The sequence below is a fragment of the Xanthomonas campestris pv. campestris str. ATCC 33913 genome, from assembly GCF_000007145.1.
GTDB lineage: Bacteria > Pseudomonadota > Gammaproteobacteria > Xanthomonadales > Xanthomonadaceae > Xanthomonas > Xanthomonas campestris.
In genome coordinates this window covers 1,235,797-1,258,698 of the sequence record NC_003902.1, presented here as the reverse complement: position 1 = coordinate 1,258,698, position 22,902 = coordinate 1,235,797, and the positions used below count along the sequence as shown (strand labels likewise).

The 22,902-nt window shown below is 66.0% G+C and carries 19 protein-coding genes; 7 read left to right on the top strand and 12 right to left on the bottom strand.

Features of this window, described 5'->3' with window-relative positions; all coding sequences use genetic code 11:
* Nucleotides 1-444 precede the first annotated feature (444 nt).
* The gene (locus XCC_RS05625) at nt 445-3,030 is read right to left on the bottom strand and encodes an excinuclease ABC subunit UvrA (RefSeq protein ID WP_011036288.1); all 2,586 of its coding nucleotides are present in this window, start codon (nt 3,028-3,030) and stop codon (nt 445-447) included.
* A 103-nt stretch (nt 3,031-3,133) separates the two neighbouring features.
* A complete protein-coding gene (locus XCC_RS05620; RefSeq protein ID WP_011036287.1) occupies nt 3,134-3,772 on the bottom strand; it encodes an HD domain-containing protein in 639 nt (212 codons plus the stop codon).
* A gap of 141 nt (nt 3,773-3,913) precedes the next feature.
* Here XCC_RS05620 and XCC_RS05615 point away from each other — a divergent pair, with 141 nt between their 5' ends.
* Nucleotides 3,914-4,660, top strand: a complete 747-nt coding sequence (locus XCC_RS05615) for an EAL domain-containing protein (protein WP_011036286.1) — start codon at nt 3,914-3,916, stop codon at nt 4,658-4,660.
* A gap of 263 nt (nt 4,661-4,923) precedes the next feature.
* Here XCC_RS05615 and XCC_RS05610 read toward each other — a convergent pair whose 3' ends face one another.
* The 3 genes from XCC_RS05610 to XCC_RS05600 form a co-directional block, all read right to left on the bottom strand.
* A complete protein-coding gene (locus XCC_RS05610; protein WP_011036285.1) occupies nt 4,924-5,226 on the bottom strand; it encodes a UBP-type zinc finger domain-containing protein in 303 nt (100 codons plus the stop codon).
* Nucleotides 5,223-6,932 carry an FAD-dependent oxidoreductase gene (locus tag XCC_RS05605; RefSeq protein ID WP_011036284.1) on the bottom strand — a complete coding sequence of 570 codons (1,710 nt, stop codon included), beginning with the start codon at nt 6,930-6,932 and terminating at the stop codon, nt 5,223-5,225. Before XCC_RS05605 ends, XCC_RS05610 begins: the two co-directional genes overlap by 4 nt.
* A 171-nt stretch (nt 6,933-7,103) precedes the next feature.
* Nucleotides 7,104-7,739 carry an alpha-ketoglutarate-dependent dioxygenase AlkB gene (locus XCC_RS05600; protein ID WP_011036283.1) on the bottom strand — a complete coding sequence of 212 codons (636 nt, stop codon included), beginning with the start codon at nt 7,737-7,739 and terminating at the stop codon, nt 7,104-7,106.
* A 174-nt stretch (nt 7,740-7,913) separates the two neighbouring features.
* On the opposite strand from XCC_RS05600, the gene XCC_RS05595 reads away from it, so the two are divergent.
* Complete coding sequence (locus XCC_RS05595) at nt 7,914-8,897, top strand: SDR family oxidoreductase (protein ID WP_011036282.1); 984 nt, start codon at nt 7,914-7,916, stop codon at nt 8,895-8,897.
* A gap of 143 nt (nt 8,898-9,040) precedes the next feature.
* Complete coding sequence (locus tag XCC_RS05590; protein ID WP_011036281.1) at nt 9,041-11,389, top strand: GH92 family glycosyl hydrolase; 2,349 nt, start codon at nt 9,041-9,043, stop codon at nt 11,387-11,389.
* A 9-nt stretch (nt 11,390-11,398) separates the two neighbouring features.
* Here the strand turns inward: XCC_RS05590 and XCC_RS05585 are convergent, their stop codons facing one another.
* A complete protein-coding gene (locus tag XCC_RS05585; RefSeq protein ID WP_011036280.1) occupies nt 11,399-12,121 on the bottom strand; it encodes a DUF429 domain-containing protein in 723 nt (240 codons plus the stop codon).
* Nucleotides 12,122-12,298: 177 nt separating this feature from the next.
* On the opposite strand from XCC_RS05585, the gene XCC_RS05580 reads away from it, so the two are divergent.
* Nucleotides 12,299-13,201 (top strand): SDR family oxidoreductase, encoded by a 903-nt coding sequence (locus tag XCC_RS05580; RefSeq protein ID WP_011036279.1) that lies wholly within the window; start codon nt 12,299-12,301, stop codon nt 13,199-13,201.
* The gene (locus XCC_RS05575; protein ID WP_011036278.1) at nt 13,198-15,003 is read left to right on the top strand and encodes a glycoside hydrolase family 15 protein; all 1,806 of its coding nucleotides are present in this window, start codon (nt 13,198-13,200) and stop codon (nt 15,001-15,003) included. The genes XCC_RS05580 and XCC_RS05575 overlap by 4 nt, the downstream gene beginning before the upstream one ends.
* A 57-nt stretch (nt 15,004-15,060) precedes the next feature.
* On the opposite strand, the gene XCC_RS05570 is transcribed toward XCC_RS05575, so the two are convergent.
* The 3 genes from XCC_RS05570 to XCC_RS05560 form a co-directional block, all read right to left on the bottom strand.
* The gene (locus XCC_RS05570; RefSeq protein ID WP_011036277.1) at nt 15,061-16,380 is read right to left on the bottom strand and encodes a glycoside hydrolase family 30 protein; all 1,320 of its coding nucleotides are present in this window, start codon (nt 16,378-16,380) and stop codon (nt 15,061-15,063) included.
* 584 nt (nt 16,381-16,964) lie between these two features.
* Nucleotides 16,965-17,834 (bottom strand): NAD(P)H-hydrate dehydratase, encoded by an 870-nt coding sequence (locus XCC_RS05565; RefSeq protein ID WP_011036276.1) that lies wholly within the window; start codon nt 17,832-17,834, stop codon nt 16,965-16,967.
* A gap of 1 nt (nt 17,835) precedes the next feature.
* On the bottom strand, nt 17,836-18,615 hold the full coding sequence (locus XCC_RS05560; protein ID WP_011036275.1) for a histidine phosphatase family protein: 780 nt from the start codon (nt 18,613-18,615) through the stop codon (nt 17,836-17,838).
* 216 nt (nt 18,616-18,831) lie between these two features.
* Here XCC_RS05560 and XCC_RS05555 point away from each other — a divergent pair, with 216 nt between their 5' ends.
* The gene (locus XCC_RS05555) at nt 18,832-19,461 is read left to right on the top strand and encodes a TetR/AcrR family transcriptional regulator (protein WP_011036274.1); all 630 of its coding nucleotides are present in this window, start codon (nt 18,832-18,834) and stop codon (nt 19,459-19,461) included.
* A 64-nt stretch (nt 19,462-19,525) separates the two neighbouring features.
* On the opposite strand, the gene xopAV is transcribed toward XCC_RS05555, so the two are convergent.
* The gene (gene xopAV / locus XCC_RS05550) at nt 19,526-20,275 is read right to left on the bottom strand and encodes a type III secretion system effector XopAV (RefSeq protein WP_011036273.1); all 750 of its coding nucleotides are present in this window, start codon (nt 20,273-20,275) and stop codon (nt 19,526-19,528) included.
* Nucleotides 20,276-20,713: 438 nt separating this feature from the next.
* Here xopAV and xopQ point away from each other — a divergent pair, with 438 nt between their 5' ends.
* Nucleotides 20,714-22,093: a type III secretion system effector XopQ gene (gene xopQ / locus XCC_RS05545; RefSeq protein ID WP_011036272.1), complete on the top strand. Its 1,380-nt coding sequence runs from the start codon at nt 20,714-20,716 to the stop codon at nt 22,091-22,093.
* A 133-nt stretch (nt 22,094-22,226) separates the two neighbouring features.
* Here xopQ and XCC_RS05540 read toward each other — a convergent pair whose 3' ends face one another.
* Both XCC_RS05540 and XCC_RS05535 read right to left on the bottom strand, forming a co-directional pair.
* Nucleotides 22,227-22,496: a hypothetical protein gene (locus XCC_RS05540; RefSeq protein ID WP_011036271.1), complete on the bottom strand. Its 270-nt coding sequence runs from the start codon at nt 22,494-22,496 to the stop codon at nt 22,227-22,229.
* Nucleotides 22,493-22,789, bottom strand: coding sequence for an XAC0095 family protein (locus tag XCC_RS05535; protein WP_011036270.1), 297 nt, complete (start codon nt 22,787-22,789; stop codon nt 22,493-22,495). Before XCC_RS05535 ends, XCC_RS05540 begins: the two co-directional genes overlap by 4 nt.
* Nucleotides 22,790-22,902 lie beyond the last annotated feature (113 nt).

Genomic DNA, 22,902 nt, shown 5'->3' with positions numbered 1-22,902 from the left:
AGCAGGCGTGCGAATCCACGACGCCAGAAAATGCATGGGTCCGATCGCTGGCTGGAAATGCATTCGAACCGCTGCGATACCGGAGATGCACAAGGCATCCGACCGCTGAGGCGAAGCAGTGCTTACGTCCCCAGCTGCGCAAGCCGAGCGCACAGTCACGCAGCGCGGTCCATCTAGACCATCGCGCGCGGTGTTTGCACGCGCACTGCTGGCCGAAACATAAGCATCGTGATCAATACAGACCGACGCCGGTACCGTTGCATCTTCCACAATCAAGCACATGCCCGTCTCCCTCCCAGAAGAGTTGGCACATCGCGCGGGCACATAGTGTCCTAAGAACCCTAGACACCCAGCTTGGGTTAGTCCCGATTACCTTAGTTCGATTATTTCGGTGCGGAAATGCACATGCGAAACTCTGCGCGAGCTAGCGAACCTTCTTGACACTTAGACGGCGCGTTGTCGTCCAACTGCGACCTCTATCATCAAACAGATCAGCGCCCCGAGAAAGGGAGCAGTCAGGCTGCCGCGATGCCGTGCAACCACATCAGGTGTACCCGCCACCACAACATGGCCGCCCGCACCACCAGCGCCCGGCCCCATGTCCAGCACCCAGTCGCTGCTGGCGGCCACGCGCATATCGTGTTCGACCACGATCACCGTATTGCCCGCCGCCACCAGGCCTTGCAGCTGGCGCATCAAGGTATCCACGTCGGCCGGATGCAGGCCGGTGGTCGGCTCGTCCAGCACATAGACGGTGTCGCGCCGCTGCGCGCGTTGCAGTTCGGTGGCCAGCTTGATGCGCTGCGCCTCGCCACCGGAGAGTTCAGTGGCCGGCTGGCCGAGCCGCAGATAGCCCAGCCCTACTTCGCGCAACACCTGCAACGGACGCAGCACGCTGGCGTCTTCGGCAAAGAATGTGGCGGCTTGGTCCACCGTCATTTCCAACACCTGCGCGATGCTGTGGCCACGCAGTTCGATCTCCAGGGTCTTGGCGTTGTAGCGCGCGCCATGGCAGGTGGGGCACGGTGCGTAGACGCTGGGCATGAACAGCAATTCCACGTGCACCGAGCCTTCGCCTTCGCAGGTGGCGCAGCGGCCCTTGGCGACATTGAACGAAAACTGCCCCGGGTCGTAACGGCGGCGACGCGCGGCCGGCGTGGCGGCGAATAGCTTGCGTACCGGATCGAACAGGCCGGTGTACGTGGCCAGATTCGAACGCGGTGTGCGGCCGATCGGTTTCTGGTCCACGCGCACCAGCCGACGCACCTGATCGAGCCCACCGACGATCGCGCCACCCAGCGGCACCTGCGTGCCACGCTCCAGCGGATCCAGCGCCTCGTCTTCCTCTGCCTGCGTTTGCCCAAGATGGGCGGCCAGCAATTCCACCAGCGCCTGGCTCACCAACGACGACTTGCCCGAGCCGGACACACCGGTGACGGTGGTGAACACGCCCAGCGGCAAGTCCACATCCAACGCGCGCACATTGTTGCGGGTGATGCCGCGCAGCTGCAGCCACCCGGTGGCATCGCGCGCATGGCTGTGCACCTGCGGCGGCGTGCCGAACAGATAGCGCCGCGTGGATGAGGCGTCCACCTGTTCCAATCCTGCAGGCGGGCCGCTGTAGAGCACCTGCCCGCCATGCACGCCAGCCGCAGGGCCCACGTCCACGATCCAGTCCGCATGGCGGATCACGTCCACCTCGTGTTCCACCACGAACACCGAATTACCGGCCGCCTTGAGCTGATCCAGTGCGCCGAGCAAGGCCTGCGCATCGGCCGGATGCAGGCCGGCCGAGGGCTCGTCCATCACGTACACCACGCCGAACAATTGCGAACGGATCTGCGTGGCCAGACGCAGGCGCTGCAACTCACCCGGCGACAGCGTGGGCGTGCTGCGCTCCAGCGTGAGATACCCCAGGCCCAGCGCCTGCACCACCGCGATGCGCGCGCGCAGGTCTTCGGCGATACGTTGCGCGGCGATTACCTGTTCGGGATGTTCGGCTGTGGCGCTGCGCTTGCGTTTGCCCTGCGCGGCCTGCGTGGCGGGTGTGGCTTCGGCGGCCGGGCGCAACAGCTCGGCCACCTCATCCAGCGGGCGCTGCGACAGCGCGCCGATATCCAGCCCGGCAAAGGTCACCGACAACGCCTCGCGGCGCAGCCGCTTGCCATCGCACTGCGGGCACTGCGTGCTGATCAGATACTGCGCCACGCGCTTTTTCATCTGCGCGCTCTGTGTGATGGCAAAGGTGTGCAGCACGTAGCGCCGCGCACTGGTGAAGGTGCCCATGTAGCTGGGCTCTTCCTTGCGCTTGAGCGCGCGCCTGACCTCGTCCAGGTCGTAGCCGGCGTACACCGGCGCCACCGGCTGCTCGTCGGTGTAGAGAATCCAGTCGCGCGTTTTCTTCGGCAACTTGGTCCATGGCACGTCCACATCAATACCGAGCGTGGTGAGGATGTCGCGCTGGTTCTGCCCGTGCCACGCGCCCGGCCAGGCGGCCACCGCGCGCTCGCGGATGCTCAGGCTGCGGTCCGGCACCATGCTGGCCTCGGTGGCGTCGTAGATGCGCCCCAGGCCGTGGCAGGTGGGGCAGGCACCGGCCGGCGTATTCGGCGAAAACCCATCCGCATAAATGATCTCCTGCCCCGGTGGGTACTGGCCGGCGCGCGAATACAGCATGCGCAGCGAGTTGGAGATGGTGGTCACGCTGCCCACCGAGGAGCGCGCACTCGGCGCGCCGCGCGCCTGCTGCAGTGCCACCGCCGGCGGCAGGCCGTCGATGGCATCCACTTCGGGCACGCCGACCTGGTCGATCAGACGCCGCGCATACGGCGAGATCGAATCCAGATAGCGCCGCTGCGCTTCGGCAAACAAGGTGCCGAAGGCCAGCGACGACTTGCCCGAGCCGGACACGCCGGTAAACACCACCAGCGCATCGCGCGGGATATCCACGTCCACGTTCTTGAGGTTGTGCTCGCGCGCACCACGCACGCGCACCAGGCCGGGGACAGGAGAAGACGCTGAGCTGGACATGACACCAAACCGACAACTGGACAGTGCGCCAGCCTAGCGCGCCACACATGCAGCGCGCGTCAGCGCTTGTGCCCGATCCACCGTGATTGCACCGCTGCGCCGGTCAGGCCACCGCGTGCGCAGGCACGGTGTCGATGGAGCTGTCGGCCAGTGCCTGCATGCGCGCCACCACGCCGCTGAACAGGCGCGCGGTGGCGGCCTTGCGGGTGCGGAAGATCTCTTCCAGCGCAGCGTAGTACCACAGCGTGCCATCGCGCCCGGCGGTGAACACGTTGAAGATCTCCTGGCCCACGTCGGGGTTTTCCAGATCCTGCACGATGGTGCGGGCGTTGTAGAGCTTGTCGCAGCCGGACACCAGCAGTGCGCGCTCGGGCGTCTTGCGCAGATGCGCCAGGTAGGACTGCTTGCGCTCGCGCCAGTCGCGCTTGCGGGCGCTGGCGGTGTTGTCCACGTCGGCCTTGTCCTCGGCGGTGGCGTCGGTGCAGGCCATCACGATATCGGCCACCGCATCGCCGAACTGCGCGCGAATCGAGCCCTCATGGCCGCCGCCGCAGTCTTCCACCACATCGTGCAGCAGGCCGGCGATGGCCTGGTCCTCGTCACCGCCGCATTCCAGCACCAGGGTGGACACGCCAAGTAAATGGCTCAGGTACGGGATCTGCGTGCCCTTGCGCAGCTGCCCGGCGTGGGCAATGCGGGCGTAATCCACGGCCTGGGCATAACGTTCGGTGAGCGCGGTCATGGGGCGTCCAATCCTGAAGATGGCCGCAGTATCGCCGAGCGCGACGGCAGCGGTGGTGATGGCCTGCAACATCGTCCCTCAAAGACACCGCCGTGCGGCCGATAGGACTAGGGTTGTCTGTCACTGCACGATTGCTCGCCGATGCCTACTCTCCCCGTTTGCCGTGCCTGCCGCGATGGCCAGGACTTTCCCACCGCCATTACCATGGCCTTTCAACCCATTGTCGATGTAGCCACGCGCCGCATCTACGCCGGCGAAGCGCTGGTGCGCGGCGTCGACGGCGCCTCGGCCGCGAGCATTCTCGGCGCGGTGGACGAGCGCAACCGCTATGCGTTCGACCAGGCCTGCCGGATCAAGGCGATCGAATGCGCCGCGGCGATCGCGTTGCCGGCGCTGCTGTCGATCAACTTCATGCCCAACGCGGTGTACAACCCCGAACACTGCCTGCGCGCCACGCTGGAGGCCACCGAGCACTACCAGTGGCCGCTGCACAGCATCATCTTCGAAGTCAGCGAGCAGGAGCACATGGCCGACCCGGCGCATCTGCTCGGCATCCTGCGTGCCTACCAGGCACGCGGCCTGAAGACCGCCATCGACGACTTCGGTGCGGGCTATGCCGGGCTCGGCCTGCTGGCCGATTTCCAGCCAGACCTGCTCAAGCTCGACATCGCCCTGGTCCGCGGCATCCACACCGACCGCAGCCGCCAGGCGATCGTGCGGCACGTCACCGGCATGTGCGAAGAACTCGGTATCGCCGTCATCGCCGAAGGCATCGAAGAAGCCGACGAATACCGCACCCTGCGCGACTTAGGCATCCACCTGCAGCAAGGCTATTTGTTCGCCCGCCCGCAACTGCGCGCCCTGCCCCCGGTGCATTGGCCGGACTGAGGTGCAAGCGCGGGTGACGCTGCCCGCGCATGCGGCGCACGAGTCACTCGGGCGGCCCACGATCATCGATGCGTGACTGCGTGCGCGCAGCGCGTCAATCAATGCGGCTAGGAAAGCCGCACGTACCCGCCGAGAGAAGACGCGGCGCAATCAACACGACTCCGTCAGCACGGAGCAGTGAAACGCGGAGATACCCCACCGCAAGCCACGCCCTTCCGATTCCCCACTCCCGATTCCCCATTCCCAGCGGCGCAACGCGCCGCTCACACATACCGCGGAATCGGCCCCAGCTGCGGCGTCTGCTCCGGCAGTTCCACTTCCAGCTCATCCTCGTAGCACCAGCCCCAGCCTTCCGGCGGGTCGTAGCCTTCGATAATGGGGTGGCCGGTGCTGTGGAAGTGCGCGCTGGCGTGGCGGTTGGGCGAATCGTCGCAGCAACCCACATGCCCGCACTCGCGGCACAGGCGCAGATGTACCCACACACTGCCGCTGGCCAGGCACTCTTCGCAGCCGCGTGCGCTGGGGGTGACGTGGTGGATGTGGTTGAGGTGCGTGCACTGGCTCATGAGGTCGCGGACTCCTGCGTGGCGTTGGCAAGTTCGGAAACGGCCACCGGCGTGGCCTGGTGCGCCAGGAATTGATGGATCTGCGCGACCACCGCGGCACCCTCGCCCACGGCGGCAGCCACGCGCTTGACCGAGCCGGCGCGCACATCGCCAATGGCGAACACGCCACGGCGGTTGGTCTCCAACGGCAGGCACGGTGGCAGCCCTTCGGCGCGCACGCTGCCGGTCACCACGAAGCCATGCGCATCGGTTTCCACGCACTGCTGCAGCCACCCGGTGTTGGGGTCGGCGCCCACGAACAGGAACAGGTGGCGCAGCTCCAGGCGTTGGGTCTGGCCATCGGCACGCGTGCGCAGCACCGCCGCCTGCAGACCGCGCTCGGGGTCGCCTTCCAGCGCGGCCACTTCGGTGCCGGTGTGCAACGTCACGTTGGGCAGCGCGGCGATGCGTTCGATCAGGTATTGCGACATCGACGCTTCCAGGCCTTCGCCACGGATGATCAGGTGCAGTTCCTTCACCCGCGGCGCCAGGAATGCCACTGCCTGCCCGGCGGAATTGCCGCCGCCCACCAACGCCACCACGCCGCCCTCGCACAGGCGTGCTTCCACCGGCGAGGCCCAGTACGAGACGCCGTGGCCTTCGAAACGGTCCAGCTGGTCGATCTGCGGCCGCCGATAGCGTGCGCCCGAGGCGATCACCACCGTGCTGGCCTGCAGCTGCTTGCCATCGGCCAGATCCAGCCGCAATGCCCCGTCTTCGCGCCCGCATTCCAGCGTGGCCGCTTCCAGCGGAATGGCCAGCTCAGCACCGAATTTCAGCGCCTGGTTGTAGGCGCGCCCAGCCAGCGCCTGGCCAGAGATGCCGGTGGGAAAGCCCAGGTAATTTTCGATCCGTGCCGACGCGCCGGCCTGCCCGCCAATGGCGCGCTGGTCCAGCACAATCACCGACAGGCCTTCGGAGGCCGCGTACACCGCGGTGGCCAGGCCCGCCGGGCCGGCGCCCACAATCGCCACGTCGTAGCGGTGATCCGGGTCGATGTCGGGCGTCATGCCCAGGCAATGCGCGGCTTCGGCATCGCTGGGCTGGCGCAGCACGCGCCCGCTGGGGCACACCATCACCGGCAGGTCCTGTTCCTGGATGCCCAGCCGCTCCACCAGCGCGCGGCCGTCCTCGTCGGACACATCCATCACCGTGTTGGGATAGCCGTTGCGGGTGAGAAAGCCCTGCAGCCGGGTCAGGTGCGGGTCGTCGGGTTCGCCGATCAGCACCGAGCCGGAGGCATCGCCCTCGATCAGCCCCACGCGGCGCAGGATCAGCGCGCGCATCACCACCTCGCCCACTTCGGCCGAGCTGATCATCAGCGCGCGCAGATGCGCGGTGTCGAACGGCAACGCCAGGCAACCGTGCTCGCCCGCGCGCCCGGCGGCAAGTGACGCGCGCCCGGCAAGCTGGCTCACTTCGCCAGTGAATTGCCCGGGCGTGTGCAAGGTGATGGGTTTTTCGTTGCCCAGGCCATCGCGGCGCACCACCTCGATGGCGCCTTCCAGCACCACCCAGACCGGCGCGTGCGCATCGCCCACGTCGAACACCATTTCACCGGCCTCGAAGCGCCGCGGCGGGCCGCTGGCAAAGCGCCGGGTGATGGCAAGTTGCGCCGTATCCAGCTCGGGAAACATCTGATGGTGACGGGTGTCAGCCAGGCTCATGGAGCGGCGGTATCGGGTGGGGGAAGTGCATGCAAGCATGGCCAGACGTGATGGCGATGGCAATCACCCGAAATGGGCAGCGTGCGGGCGCAGGCATCCAGTGCAACTGCGCGGTGTTCGCGGCCGCTGCGCATATGTTGCGAGGTATGCACGCACGTGCCGCACATGTGTTCAGTCCGTTTGCGTGAGTGCTTCCCAGTGCGGCCCGTGCTGACCGGCGGCCATGCGCGCGGGCGGGCGCACCCGGAACACCACGCTGATGCGCTCGCCGAGCGCGCGCGTGGTCTTGGGAATACCGTGCTCATGCGTCAGCTGCGAGGCATGGCTCATCGCCAACAGGCTGCCGGGCGCCAGCTCCAGCGTGATCGCGCGCGTGGCGCCCTGCTTGGCCCGCAGCTGCATCCGCCGCGGCGTGCCCAGCGACAGCAACGCAATCGGGTGCGGCGCCAGCAGCGTGTGCAGCTTGTCGTGGTGCATGGCCACGCTGTCGCGGCCGTCGCGGTACAGGTTCAAGCCCACCGCGTTGTACGGTGCCGGCAACTGTGCCTGCACCGCGGCCAGCAAGAGCTGCAGCGGCAGGCCCGGCGGCAGTGGCGCATCCAGGCGATACGAGGCCAGCAGGCGCGGCACATCCACCACGCGGTCGTACATCGTGCGCTGGTGGCGCTGCCAGTCCGCGCCGTCGCGCAATGCCGCAAATGCGGCCTGCGCCACGGCGGGCGCCAGCAGCTGCGGCCAATAGCGCACGCCGCCTTCGGCATCGTCCAGCACCTGCAGCGGCGCGAGCGGTGTATCGAACAAATCCATTGCGCTCAGATGGGGATGGCGGCCGTGATTTTCAGCACTGGATGCTGATCACGTCGCACAACTTTTGCCAAGGTTGCGGTGCCGGTTGGCTTCACGCAGCGGTACGCAAATGGCCGCGTGCCATTCACAGGCCAGCATCAAGCATGGACGCTTCTACGACCCAGGAGCCTCCGCATGCATCGCACACATCCTGCCCACGTGGTGATTTCCGGCGCGTCCAGCGGCATTGGCCAGGCCACCGCCGAAGCGTTTGCCGAACGCGGCGCGCGCCTGGTGCTGGCCGCGCGTGGCGAAGAGGCATTGCAACAGGTTGCCGAGCGCTGCCGTGCGCGCGGCGCCGAAGTGCTGGTGGTGCCCACCGACGTCAAACAGGCCGATCAGGTGCAGGCGCTGGCCACCAGCGCGCGCAGTTTTCTGGGCCGCATCGATCTGTGGTTCGGCAATGTCGGCGTAGGCGCGGTGGGCACCTTCCACGAGGTGCCCATCGAAGCGAGCACGGCGGTGGTGCAGGCCAACCTGATCGGGCGCATGCACGATGCGCATGCCGCCATTCCCATCTTTGTCGAACAAGGCCATGGCGTATTCGTCAACATGATCTCGCTGGGCGGATTTGCCGCCACGCCCTACGCCGCCGCCTACAGCGCCAGCAAGTTCGGCCAGCGCGGGTTTTCCGAAGCATTACGCGCGGAATTGATCGATCACCCCAAGGTGCATGTCTGCGATGTGTACCCGTACTTTGTCGACACGCCGGGGCTGTCGCATGGTGCCAACTACGTGGGCCGCCGCGTCACCGGCCCGCCGATGATGCTGGACACGCGCACCGTGGCGCAGGCGGTGGTGCGGCTGCTCGATCGCCCGCGCAATACCGTGGTGATCGGCCCGGCCGTGCAGGCCATGCGCGTTGGTCATGCGTTGGCACCCAACCTGTTCGCACGTGCGATGAGCCGGTTCTTTCAGCGTTACTTCGCGCAAGCACCGCGCGTGGGCCGTTCCAGCGGCAATGTGTTTGGCCCACCTGCCATCGCCGGTGGCATCGATGGCGGCTTCCGCCGTCGCCCGGCCGTGCGCGCACGTGCGGGGCGCAACACCTTGGCCATCGGCGCGGCAGTGGCAGCGCTGGCAACCGTGGCGGTGCTGGCCGCGAAGCGCGCGCGTTGATGCACATCCACGTGGCTGGCGGGTGTGCAGGAACGCAGTGGCGGACACAAGCGCGGCGGCATGCACGGCGTTATGCGGCGACGTCGATCCAGTGAAGGGCCTGTGCTACGGTCCGGCGCTGCACTTGCCCGGAGTCGTCCCGCATGCAGCATCGGTTGATCGCGTTGTCCCGTATCCGCTGGCTGGCGCTGCTGGCCGCCCTTGCCGTCTTCGCCAGCACTGCCGCGCCACGCGCCGCCGACTCGGCCTATCGCGCGGTCGATCCCTTCATCGGCACCGGTGGCGAAGGCCATACCTACCCCGGCGCCACGGTGCCGTTCGGCATGGTGCAGTTGAGCCCGGACACCCAGATCAAACCGCGCAAGGAGGCCTACGGCTGGGCCGCCGGTTACCGGCATAGCGACAGCACGATTGTCGGCTTCTCGCATACGCATTTCTCCGGCTCCGGGCATTCGGACCTGGGCGATATCTTGCTGATGCCAATCGCCGGTACGGTGAAGCTGGAACGCGGCGATGTCGGCACACCCGGCAGCGGCTACACCGCGCAGTTCGATCACGCCAGCGAGCAGGCGCAGCCCGGCTATTACGCGGTGACCCTGAAAGACCGCAACATCCGCGCCGAACTCACTGCCAGCGCGCGCGTGGGCGTGCACCGCTACCAGTTCCCCAAGGGCGTGCCCGCGCATGTGCTGGTGGATCTGCGCACCAGCCTCTACGACTACCCGGGCAAGGTGCAGTGGTCGCGCCTGCGCGTGCGCAGCGATGGCACGGTCACCGGATTCCGCGAAACGCGTGGCTGGGCGCCGGGCCGGCAACTGTATTTCGCCATGCGGTTTTCGCGCCCTCTCACCGCCACGCAATTGCACGACACCGAGCAGGACATCCCGTACAAGGGCTTCCCGCCGCCGGGCGACAAGAACCCCGCGCAACGTGCGCAAATCGAAGGCCGGCAGCTGGTGGGCGTGTTCGATGTTGCCAATGACGGCACGCCACTGGTGGTCACCGTTGCGCTGTCGCCGGTCAGCGAAGACAGTGCCATTGCCAACCTGGCCGCCGAAGTGCCCGGCTTCGACTTCGACCGCGTGCGCGCCGATGCACGCGCGCAATGGACACAGGCGTTGTCGGCGATCGATGCTCAAGGCACGCCGAAGCAGCGCACCCAGCTGTACACCGCGCTGTACCACACGCTGCTCGGGCCGACGTTGTTCATGGACAGCGACGGCCGCTACCGCGGGCCAGACAACGCCGTGCATCAGGCCACCGGCTGGAGCCACTATTCCACCTTCTCGCTGTGGGACACCTACCGGGCCCTGCACCCCCTGCTCACCCTGGTGCAACCGCCGCAGCGCACCAGCGACGTGGTCAATTCCCTGCTCGCCTCGCGTCGCGAAAGCGCCTACGGCATCCTCCCGGTGTGGGCGTTTCATGGCCTGGAAACCTGGTGCATGATCGGCTACCACGCCGTGCCGGTGATTGCCGATGCCTACATGAAAGGCATCGGCGGCTTCGATGCCAACGAAGCACTCGATGCCATGGTGGCCAGCGCCAACTACGGCCCGTACGATGGCATCGCGCAATACCGCGAACTGGGCTACGTGCCGATCGACGAAGAAGGCGAAGCCGCCTCCAAGACGCTGGAATACGCATTCGACGACTGGACCATCGCGCAGATGGCCGACAAGTTGGGCAAGCCCGCCATCGCCGCAGAATTCAGCAAGCGCGCCAGCAACTGGAAGCACGCCTTCGACCCGGCCACCGGCTACATGCGCGCACGCACCCGCGCCGGCACTTTCCGCGAACCGTTCGACCCCTCGGCCAGCGGCTATGGCAGCGACTACACCGAAGGCAATGCCTGGCAATACTCCTGGTACGTGCCGCAGGACGTCGCCGGCCTGGCGGCCGCACACGGCGGCGAAGACACGTTGCTGGCGCGGCTGGATGCGGTGTTCGACGCCAAGGTGGACCCGAAGGTGTTCGAGCACATGGAAGACATCACCGGGCTGATCGGCTGGTATGCGCACGGCAACGAGCCCAGCCATCACGTCGCGTATCTGTACGCCTATGCCGGCCAGCCGTGGCGCACGCAGGCACGCCTGACCCAGATTATGGGCAGCCAATACCACGCCGGCCCCGAAGGCCTGGCCGGCAACGACGACCTCGGCCAGATGTCGGCCTGGTACGTGTTCACCACGCTGGGCTTCTACCCGGTGGCGCCGGGCAGCAATCAATACATCATCGGCCGCCCGTTCCTGCCGCGCGCCACGCTCAACCTGCCCAACGGCAAGCGCTTCAGCGTGATCGCCGAAGGCGTGAGCGATGCACGCCCATACATCGGCAGCGCCACCCTCAACGGCCAGCTACTGACGCGCGCTTATCTGACGCACGCAGAAATTCAGGCCGGCGGCGAGTTGCGCTTCCGCATGCAGGCCACGCCGAATCAGCAATGGGCCATCGACCCCGCGCAGCGGCCGTATTCGATGTCGGCGCGCTAACGCGGTGCGTCAGTAGCGGATCGCCATGCGCAAGCCATGGCGGTCATGCTCCACCACCGCGGGCAAGCTGCCGGCGGTGCCTGCCGCAATCCGCTGCGCACTCCAGCACGCCACCAGCGCATCGAGCACATCATCCGGCGCAGCCAAGCGCCGCGGTACGGCCGCCAGCAGCGCCTGCACTCGCGCGTGGCCGACGTGTTCGCCGAGCAATGCCACGCGCTGTGCATGGCCGGCCGGCGTCTTCTTGCCGGCGGCGAGTCCCTGGCCGCCGTTGAGCACGGCGAACGAAACTTCCGGGTGCACCTCATGCACGCGCACAGCCCAGGCTGCATCGCTGCGCAGGGCGGCATCCCAATGGCGGATCTTGTCCAGCAACCCGAAGGACTGCACACCGAAGCCGCGCTGCTTGTCGTGATCCAGCGCACGATGCAGGCGCGATGCTTCGGGCTGCGACTGCGCATGCAACATGCCGCGTAACGGCGCAGCAAAGATGCTGCAGGCGCGGCGGCCGCCCACGAAGCGGCGTGCCTGCACGTCGGCCGCGCGCGGGGCGTGCTCACTCAGGCCAATGGGAATATCCACGCCGATGACCTCCGCCGCACGCAGTGCATGCGCCACGTCCTGCACCGTTGCGTAATACGCAAATGCCAACGCGTCCTCGGTGTCCCACACCGCCAGCCAACCGCTACGCGCGCCATCGATTCCCACCCACCGCATCGTGTACCTCGTCATGCGCCCACCGTCGTGGTGGTGATTGACGCATATCTGCATGGTTTGCGTGCGGTCACGCATTCACACCATGCACAACATTCGTTCACCGCTGCACAGCGCATCGCTTTCCACACTGGGCGCCGCTCGGTGCGCAGCCGTCCTGCGTGCCCCCACTCCCCCTCGACAGGAGACCCGTGCATGTCCAGCGCGAAGAACCAATACGCAATGCAGAACCCGCTCACCCAGTTCCCGCAGCCCACCTTTCCGGAGCAGACCCAGGAAGCGCCCGGCACCATTCATGAGCTGCAGCCCAAGGCCGACCATGGCGAGCAGAGCTATCAGGGCTTCGGCCGCCTGCAGGGCCGCAAGGCGCTGATCACCGGTGCGGACTCGGGCATTGGCCGCGCCACCGCCATCGCCTATGCGCGCGAAGGCGCAGACATCGTGCTCAACTACCTGCCCGAAGAAGAACAGGATGCCGCCGAGGTGGTGCAGCTCATCCAGGCTGAAGGCCGCAAGGCCATCGCCGTGCCGGGTGACCTCAAGGACGAAGCCTTCTGCAACCAGTTGGTGGAGCGTGCGGTGAAAGAACTCGGCGGCCTGGATCTGCTGATCAACATCGCCGGCAAGCAGACCGCCATCAAGGACATCGCCGACATCACCACCGAGCAGTTCGACGCTACCTTCAAGACCAACGTCTACGCGATGTTCTGGCTGTGCAAGGCGGCCATCCCGCATCTGCCGCCGGGCGCATCCATCATCAACACCGGCTCGATCCAGTCTTACCAGCCCTCGCCCACCCTGCTCGACTACGCCTCCACCAAGGCGGCCATCGTCAACTTCACCAAGGGGCTGGCGCAGCAGGTGGCCGAAAAAGGCATCCGCGTCAACGCCGTGGCGCCGGGCCCGGTGTGGACGCCGCTGCAGCCCAGCGGTGGCCAGCCGCCAGAAACGATCCCGGAATTTGGCTCGGAAACGCCGATGAAGCGCGCCGGCCAGCCGGTGGAAATGGCACCGCTCTACGTCCTGCTCGCCTCGCAGGAATCGAGCTATGTCACCGGCGAGGTGTTCGGCGCCACCGGCGGCCTGCTGTTGTCTTGAGTCGCCCCAGCGCCCAGTTCCGCCGCGATGCCAGCGGCACGTTACCGATTGCCGGCTATGCCGCCATCGGTGACGGCCGCTCGGTGGCGCTATGCGGCGCCGATGGCGGCATCGACTGGTGGTGCGTGCCGAAGATGGACGCACCACCGTTGTTCGATCGCCTGCTCGATGCCGGCAATGGCGGTTTCTTTTCGCTGTGCCCGCGCGAGTTGCAACAGGTGGAGCGCCGTTACCGCGACGGCAGCAATGTACTGGAAACCACCTTCATCACCGCAAGTGGCCGCGCGCGCCTCACCGAATCGGTCAACAGTGGCGAGGCCGGCCGGCTGCCGTGGTCGGAGCTGGCCCGGCGCATCGACGGGCTGGAGGGCGAGGTGGTGTTCGAGCTCATCTATCGGCCAGGCACGCGCGCAGGCGAAGCGACGCCGTGGCAGAGCGATACGCCCAACGGCCGCGTGCACCACGTTGGCCCGTTGATGACCATGCTGCGCTTCGACGCGGAGGCGGTGCAGATCGCACACTGCGATGACCGCAGCGTGCGCGGCACCTTGCCCGTTGCCGCCGGCGATCGCCAGCTCGTGGCATTGCTCGCGTCCGAGCGCGAAGCCTTGCCGGTGCCGCCACTGGCGGATATCGACGGCCGCATCGACCGCAGCGATCAGGAATGGCGTGAATGGAGCGGCAACCTCAGCTACGACAATGGCTACCACGGCACCGTGGTGCGCTCGGCGCTTGCGCTCAAATTCCTGTGGTTTTCGCCCACCGGCGCCATTGCCGCGGCGGTCACCACCTCGCTGCCGGAGCAGATCGGTGGCAATGGCAATTGGGACTATCGCTACGCCTGGGTGCGCGATGCCGCGTACACCACCAAGGCATTCATGCGCGTGGGCGCACTGGCCGATGCCAAGGCCGCCTTCAGCTGGCTGATGCACACCATTCGTCGCCACCGCCCCTGGATTCGGCCGTGCTACACGCTCGATGGCGAGCTCGTGCCGGATGAGCGCGAGATCGACATTGCCGGCTACCGCGACACCCGCCCGGTCCGCGTTGGCAACACCGCGAATGACCAATTGCAGTTGTGCCTGTACGGCGATGTGTTCGAGATGACCGCGCGCTTTGTCGATGCCGGCCACATCCTGGACCCGGAAACCGCACGTCAGTTGTTCGACCTGGGCAACGAATGTGCCGATGCCTGGATGCGCAAGGACGCAGGCTTCTGGGAGCTGGAGCAGGACGAGCACTACACCATGTCCAAGATCGAATGCTGGATGGCGCTGCGCCGTGCCAGCGAGCTGGCCAAGGTCGGCCACCTGTCGTCGGCCATGCTGCCGCGCTGGGAACGCGAGCAGGCGCGCATCCTGGCCTGGATCGATGAGCACTGCTGGTCCGAGTCCAAGCAGGCCTACACCTTCTACGCTGGCACCGACGACCTGGATGCCAGCCTGATGCTGGCCTCGCGCTTCGGCCTGGCCGAGGTGCGCCACGCCCGCATGGTGTCCACCCGCGACGCCATCCGCCGCGAGCTGGGCTGCGATGAGCTGCTGTACCGTTACAGCGGCATGCAGCAGCGCGAAGGCACATTCACCGCCTGCGCGTTCTGGATGGTGGAAGCCTATGGCTTGCTGGGCGAACGCTACGAAGCCAAGCGCCTGTTCAAGCGGCTGCTGGAGCGCCTGGGCAACGATGTCGACCTGATGCCGGAAATGGTGGACGCCAACACTGGCGATGCGCTGGGCAATCTGCCGCAGGGGTTGAGCCATCTCGCCTTGATCCATGCCGCATTGGCGGTGCACGGGGAATAACGCTGCACAGGCCGCACATGCGCGCCAGTGGCACGCACGTGTACGCGTGGCGACGCCTCACTGCGCCAGCACCACCGTCTGGATCGCATGCGCGGGAATCTCCAGCACGCTGGAGGCATCGCCCACATACAGGTTGTAGCGGATCGCCACATCCGTGGCATTCATCACCACCGTCGCCAGGCTGCCATCGCTGTTGACGAACGCAGTGGTAGCCAGGTTACTGCGGCTGCTCGCCGCACTCACCCGCTGCGCGCCAGGCCGGATGAACTTGGAAAAGTGGCCGATATACCAATAGCTCGGCGTGTAGATCACCTCGCCGGTGCGCGTGTTGGCATGCACCGGTGCAAAGCAATAGTTGCCCACGTGATTGGGGCCACCGTGCTCGTCCAGCAGGATGTTCCAGTCCGTCCAACCCACCGCACCGTGATTGAGGTCGTTGATGATGGCCGTGCCATAGCGCTCGCCATTGGGCCAGTGCTGCAGCTTGGCCGGGTCGAACTTTTCCACCGCCGCTTCGGTGAGCAGCAGGTGCTTGTCCGGGTACGCCTGTGCCACCGCCGCCACGTTCTCCACCATCGGCGCGAACCCGGCCCAGGTTTCGTACCAGTGGAAGCCCATGCCCCACGCATATTTGGAAGCCTCCGGATCATCGAAGATCACATGCGCGCGGTGCACCATCATGTCGCGGTTATGGTCCCACACGATGATCTTGCGATCGCCATAGCCGGCCTTGGCCATGGTGGGGCCCAGATGATTCTTGAGAAAGTCGCGCTCTTCTTCCGCAGAAAACAGCATCGACTCCCAGGTCTGCACTGCCATCGGCTCGTTCTGCAGGCTGATGCCCCAGATCGGGATGCCGGCCTTTTCATACGCGGCAATGAAGCGCGTGTAGTACGTGGCCCAGGCCTGCGCATATTCGGGCAACAGCTTGCCGCCCTTGAGCATGGCGTTGCTGTCTTTCATGAAGGCCGGCGCGCTCCACGGGCTGGCAAACGTGGTGAGCGTGCCACCGGCCGCAGCAATGGCCTGGCGCAGCATCGGAATGCGGTATTTCGCATCGTGCTGCACCGAAAAGGTCTTCAGCGCCGCGTCGCCTTCCTTGATATAGGTGTAGCTGCCACTGCTGAAATCCGAGCTATGGATGGTGGTCCGCGCCAGCGTGTAGCCGATGCCCTTGTCCGGGTCGTAGTAGGCGGTGAGCAGTTGCCGCTGCGCCTGCTTGGGCAGTTTGGCGAAGGTTTCCGCGCTGGAATCGGTGATCGCCCCGCCAATGCCCAGCAACGCCTGAAACCGCCGCTGTGGATTGACGAAGATGGAATTCTCTTTCTCGGTCAACGCATGCCCTGCCGTGGGCACATCGACAGTGCTGACACGCATCTGCTGCGTTGCGCCTTGGGCAGAGGTGTAAACGCGTAGTGCGCCGGCAGGTGCTGCTGGCGGAACAGCAGCATCCGCAACCGCAGCCTCTACCGCCTTCGATGCGGGCGTGGATGCAGATGCCGTCGATACCGGCACCGGAATAGGCGTTGCTGTTGCTGTTGCTGTTGCTGTTGCTGTTGCAGATGCAGAAGCAGATGCCAACACCGTTTCAGTCGCAGCACCCCAAACTCCCAGAACCCCCACCATCGACCACGCAATCGCTCGCTTCACCGTGCACCCTCCCAGGTTGGTGACCAAGCCTAACCGACCAACGCGGCGCAACATCGCGCCACAAACGAGCGCAACCATGCATCCTTCCACCATCGGACACTTCCTTCTCCCCTCGGGAGAAGGTGGCCCGAAGGGCCGGATGAGGGTACGTCTGCCAAGAGTGCGACCCGCCCCCGGCAATCAAGGCAACAACATAAACCCCAACTGGAAAGACAGCTCCACGACTTCAGCAAACGTACCCTCACCCCAACCCCTCTCCCGCTGGAGAGGGGCTTTTGGTCTGCGCACGGCATCAACGCAACGAGCGTCGATCATCCCCTCGGCAACCGGTCCAGGATCCCCGGCACTTCCGGCGGAATTTCGCGCGCCAGAAACCCCACCGTGCCAATGCGCTTGGCCAACTGCTTGCCCGCCGTTGCATGCACAAACACGCCCCACAGTGCAGCGGTCAGCGCATCGCATCCACGCGCGGCAAAACCGGCAATCAGGCCGGCCAAGGTATCGCCCGAGCCCGAGGTGCCCAGTCCCGGCACACCGCCGCGGTGCACCCACAGCGCACCGTCCGGCCCGGCGACAAAACTGTCTGCGCCTTTCACGATCACCACGCTGCGCATCTTCTTGGCAAACGCCAATGCGTAGTCGGCGGGCGCCGCTTCCACTGCTGCCTTGTCATCGCCGGCCAGGGCCGCCATCTCGCCCGCATGTGGCGTCAACACGAAGGGCCGTCCCAGGGGCGCACGCAGCCGTGGCGACAATGCACCGGCATCCAGCACCAACGTGCACACCGCCTGGTCGATCGCGCGTTTGACCAACGCCGCAGTGGTGTTGGTCGATGCCATGCCCGGGCCGATCACCGCCGCATCGCATGCGCTCATGGCTGCATCCAGCGCACGATGGCCGCGCACGATCTCGCCCTGCCCGTTTTCGCCCAGCCCCAGCACCAACGCCTCGGGCATGGCCAAGGCCATGCCTGGCGCCACGCTGGCCGCGGTGGCGAGCTGCAACTTGCCCGCACCTGCGCGCAAGGCCGCCTCGCCCGCCAGCATCACCGCACCGGGCACGCGCGCCGAGCCGCCCACAATCAACACACGCCCGCGCTGCTCCTTGTCGCCGCCCGGCGCCGGCAGCGGCTGTGCGCGCAAGGCCGCAGCGGTAACGGTGCGCACGCGTGGCCCGGTCATCTCAGCGTGCTCCTGCCGGCCGATCGGATTCGGTGGTCACCGGCTCATCCGCCAGCTCCGGCGGCACGAACTTGGTGCGCACCAGTTCCAGCGACTGCCCATCGGCCACCGCGGCGTATTCGGTCACCCCGCAATTGGGCACATCGCCCTCGCGGTCGATCGCCAGGATGGTGGCCTCGTCCATCTGCTCGATCAGATACCGGAAGCAATTGACGATCACCTGGTGCCCCACGATCAGCACCCGCGCGCCCACATGATTGCGCTGCAGATCGCCCACGATGCTGCGCAGGCGAAAAATCACATCGCACCAGCTCTCCCCACCCGGCGGGCGGAAGTAGAACTTGCCCACCAACTTGCGCTGCTCCGACAACTCCGGAAACGTGGCGATGATGCCGGCCGTGGTGTAGCGGTCCAGTACGCCGAATTCTTTTTCGCGCAACCGCTCGTCCACGCTCACGGCCGTGTCTGGCTGGCCCATCGCACGCGCCACCGCCAAGGCGGTCTGGCACGCACGCACATAGGTGGAACTCAGGATCAACGTGGGCCGCTCATGCTCCGGCAAGCCGGCCATCCACGCACCCAGCGCCCGCGCCTGGCGCTCGCCCAATGCTGAGAGCGGCACATCCGCATCACGGTGCTCCAGGTCGATCAACGTCGCGCCATTGGACTCGGCCACATCGCGCGCCACGTTACCTGCGCTCTGCCCATGCCGCACCACCCACAACCGCGCCGGCCATTGCGCCGAGACACCGGCAACCGCACTGTTCTCACTCACACCCATCTCCTGCACAACCGGACTCCACGTGTCGCACAGCGGCCGTGAACGGCTGGTCGATCACCGCCACCCACTGCCGCCGCATCGCGCCACCGGTGTCATCTCTGCGCCAGCCCCCAGCGCCGTGCAATGGACGTGACCGGCGCCTCATCCAGGCCGCGCCATCCAACGGATGCGTAACCCCGCGCCGGTATACTGCAGGCCCCGTCCAGACCGCTCGCCATGTCCAACGTCCTTCTGCTGCGTACCGCAAAACAGCGCGAAGAACTCTTGGTCGACGAAGTGCTGGACGCCGCCGAACGCTGCATCGACGAGATCGGCCTGTCGGCCACCAGCTTCGAGCTCATCGCCGAACGCGCGCGGCTGTCTTGCGGCACCCTGCTGCAACGCTTCGAAGACAAGGACGCGCTGGTGCGCGCCTTGCTGGAGCGCAACTACATGCGCGCCATCCGCCAGATGTGGCTGGTGGAACGCCCGGCCAACGTGCACGTGGTGGATTTCATCGCCGGCCTGCTCGAAGAATGGCTGCTGCAGGAAATCAACATCAAACGCACCCGCATCGACCTGGAACTGCACCTGGCCACCCTGCGCGACCCGGTGCTGGCCGCCTTTATGCGCCGGCAGAGCGCATCGCTGATCGAACATCTCAGCGCCCTGCTCAAGCGCCTGCTGCGCGGCCACGCCGACCCGGCCAGCAGCGAGCAGGAATTCCAGGCCCGCGTCTTCGCCGTGGCCGCCATGTGCGGCGGCCTGCACAACGTAATGACCAGCGGCATGGAACTCAACCGCATGCATCTGCAGTTGATCTTGCGAGAGAGTTTGTCTGGGATTTTGAAGTCTGCGCCGGTGTAGTTCGGAAAACCCGGCAGGGCATGCGTGGCCCGCCACTCCAACCAGCAACGCGTGGGATCACCTTTCAACTGCCGTACGATGCAGACGCCTCTGCAGACGCGCGGGCTCTTGCGGCCAAGAGCAGTTGCGTGACCAATGCGTAGGCGTCGTCGCCAACGCCGCTGGCAGCGCGCCAGAGCTCTGGCGGCAGCCGGGAACGGTCTGCCGTTGCCAGGTTCTGAAGATCTGCTGCCAGCGCAGCTGCCTCTTCTTCGGTCATCTCACCCCCGGGACCGGCCACCTCCCCCTTGTTCACCATGGCAACGGCCGCGTCCAGGCATGCTTCGGTGACGCCCAACTCCTTCGCCCTGTCGGCCTTGCTGACACTCGTCTGCGACTGCGCTTGCAGGTACCGGTTCGCCAGATACTGCACGGCAGACAGCGTGCCCATCACCACGGCGTAGGCCAAGGCCGGCGCAAGCGTGACACCCGCATTCTTTTTCCAGGACACCTCCCCTTTTGCATAGTCATATGCCGCCGCAGCGGGCGCATGCACCGCGTCCAGAACTGCGGCTTCGGCTGGCCCTGCGACCGCAGAGGTGGCAAACCGCGCTGCCTGCAGCCCGGTATTCGCAATGTGCACACCGATAGGCACGCGTGGGGCCTTGAGCCGCGCCGCACGCACGGGCGCACGCGACAGGTCTTGCTTCAATTGTGGATTGGCCTGCGGGTCGCCGCGTTGCGAGGAGTAACCCACCTCACGCGGGGCCTGCGCCTCGCGCTGATCGTGTCTTACCGCTTCACGAGCCACAGAAGTCACTGGGAAGGAACCCATGCCTCACCTCTTAGAACAGATTCACCAAAGTGCTTGCGTACCACTCTGCTACGCAAGCGTCATTGCGCTTGGCGCAAGACCGAAAAAATGGACGGTCTGGCGACGTGCATGCGTCGCAGCGCGCTCAGCCAGCAGACGATGCAGAAGCCTTTACAGATGCGCGGCTTCGCGCAGCCGCAAGTAAGTGACTGACCAATCCATCTGACAACGGCGTAGAAGGCAGTCGTCAGGCAGACGGCAATCGCATCGTGAGGGCGCAGGATCTCTGCAGATCGCAACGCGCGCCATGCTGATGGTCACGCTTTCACACTCGAAGCAGTGCAACAGGCAACCTGCGCTTCGTGTCGTTGCAACGCCCTTCGCCGATCGATATCCCAGGGAATGGAGCCGCCTCCATCCTGATCGCTTCATTGGCCAGCATCGACGCGAGGACAGCAGATGGATTCCATCAGGCATCGCCCCACACTGCATGTGCCCGCAGGCGCTCATGCAACGTCCGGGTCTACGGGTGAGCGCACTGCAACCGTGTCGGCAGATCAACACCTGCCCTGCGCGCAGATCAGCGATGGGGCGCTGCAGGCATTGCCGCGGAAAAGACCACAAGGCGCTGCCGTCCTCAAACGCTCACTCAGTGCGCCTGCGCTGACGGCAACACAGCGCCGAATGCTTGCCGAACTCGGGGCCGAAGGCGGTACGTGCCTGACGCCCGACGAAGCAGCGGTGCTGCGGGAGCTCAGTTTCCACACCCCGGCGACACCGCGCGACACGGTGCTGTTTACCGACCCCAACAAGGACCCCGACGATGTGGTCGCCTACACCATCGGCAAGCAACTGCAGGTAACGGGCTTTGTACGCCTCACCGACGTTGCGGTGACCTTGGGCGATGCCAGCGTGCGCGAGGAGCGCGCCCGGCTCGCAAAGGGCGTGTTCAACCGCCTGCAACTCCCCAATGTGCGTGTCTCACGCGGGCAGGATTACCTGATGAGTGCGAAACAGGCCAAGGACCATGCCAAATTCCTGCAGGAAGGCCAGGGGTTGCGTGCGGAATCGGCCGAAATTTGCGACAACAGCCTGCAAGCGCTGCACGAGCGCCTGATGCAGGCACCGCAGGGGCTGAGCATGGTGGTGATTGCCGGCATGACCGACGCCCATGCGCTGGTCGATGCGCATCCGGCGCTTGTGCGCGAGCGCGTCAAGAGCATCACCATCATGGGGGGCGTCGAGCCGGCCAGGGACGCCGACGGCCATGTGCAGCCCGACGCACGCGCCTACAACAATGCGACAGACCTGGACGCGGCCTGTGGCCTGTACCGCAAGGCACAGCAACTGCAGATCCCGTTGCGCATCGTGACCAAGGAAGCTGCCTACAAGACAGCGGTGTCGCCCTCGTTCTACGAAGGCCTGGCGAAGAGTGGGCATTCGGTGGGCAGATATCTCGAAGACGTGCAGAAAAACGCCTTGAACGGCTTGTGGGAAGGGATTCAGGCAGGGCTGCTTCCGGGCCTGGATCAGGCGTGGTTCTTTCGCACGTTCACCGCAGACGCACTACCGCAGGCAAACAGCCCGCAAGAGGGCGCAAACCAAGCCATGGCCTTCGACCAGATCTGGCCGAGGGTCACCAAACTCAACTTGTACGACCCGTTGACGCTGCTGGCCTCGGTTCCCGGCGCGGCAGGCATGCTGTTCACGCCAAGGCAGATACAGGCCGATGGACTCAGCGTTGTGGAGCAGGTGAGCGAAAACGAGGTCAAGCATCCGGAGAAGGCAAAACGGCTGATGTCCGCCTTGGCAAAAGCGGCGCTTGCCACGAAACAATGACGACCGATCGTTCTGCAGACGCGATACGCCGGGTTCTGCAGATCGGCCGCTGCACGCAGCGACGGGTGGCGCTTGTATCTGCCACGCCAACGCGCAGGCACCATGGGCGCAGGGAGCAGACAAGACAGGGCCATCAAAGCCGCTGAAGCGCCAACTGGTCCAGGATGGTGCGCATGGCACCGGCCGCATCGAAGATGGCGCTGCCCAGCACGGGCAAGGTGCCGCGGCCCAGCCGATCGGCGTTGCCGGCAGCGATCACATCGCCATGGGCGGCGATGGTCAGCAGCAACTGATCCAGCGCATCCACTTGCTCCAGGGTGATGGCGAAGGCAAACACCTCACGCGGCTTGTCATCTCCTGCCCGCCTGCGCGCGCGGGCCGACGCCATCACCGTCCAGCTCATGCGGCCTCCCCGTCGTCAGCACGCGCGTTGTCAGAGACGTCGAGCTCAAGCCGCGCGGGCCACTGCACCTGCGCCAGTGCCTGCGTTACCTGCTCGGCCAGCAGCTCCAGGCAGCACGCCAGCTCGTCCAAGCGGATAGCCGGTTGCCTCGCCTGCTCTTCGGCCTGCGTACGCGGCTGCGCCAAGCGCGCCAAAAAGCGCATGTGGTCACGTAGTTGCTGCAGGCGGTATTGCGCGTGCTCTGGCAGGTAGTAGCCCGGGTGTGACTGCGCATCTCGTACAACGTCCGACATGGCCTGCTCCTCATTCCATGGAATCAGCCCACCCGCCGCAAGGCGACGGACGGGAAGTCGGGAGGCTCGAAACCGCGTACAGCCGGCGGGCGTATTCCCCTTGCGGGTGTTGT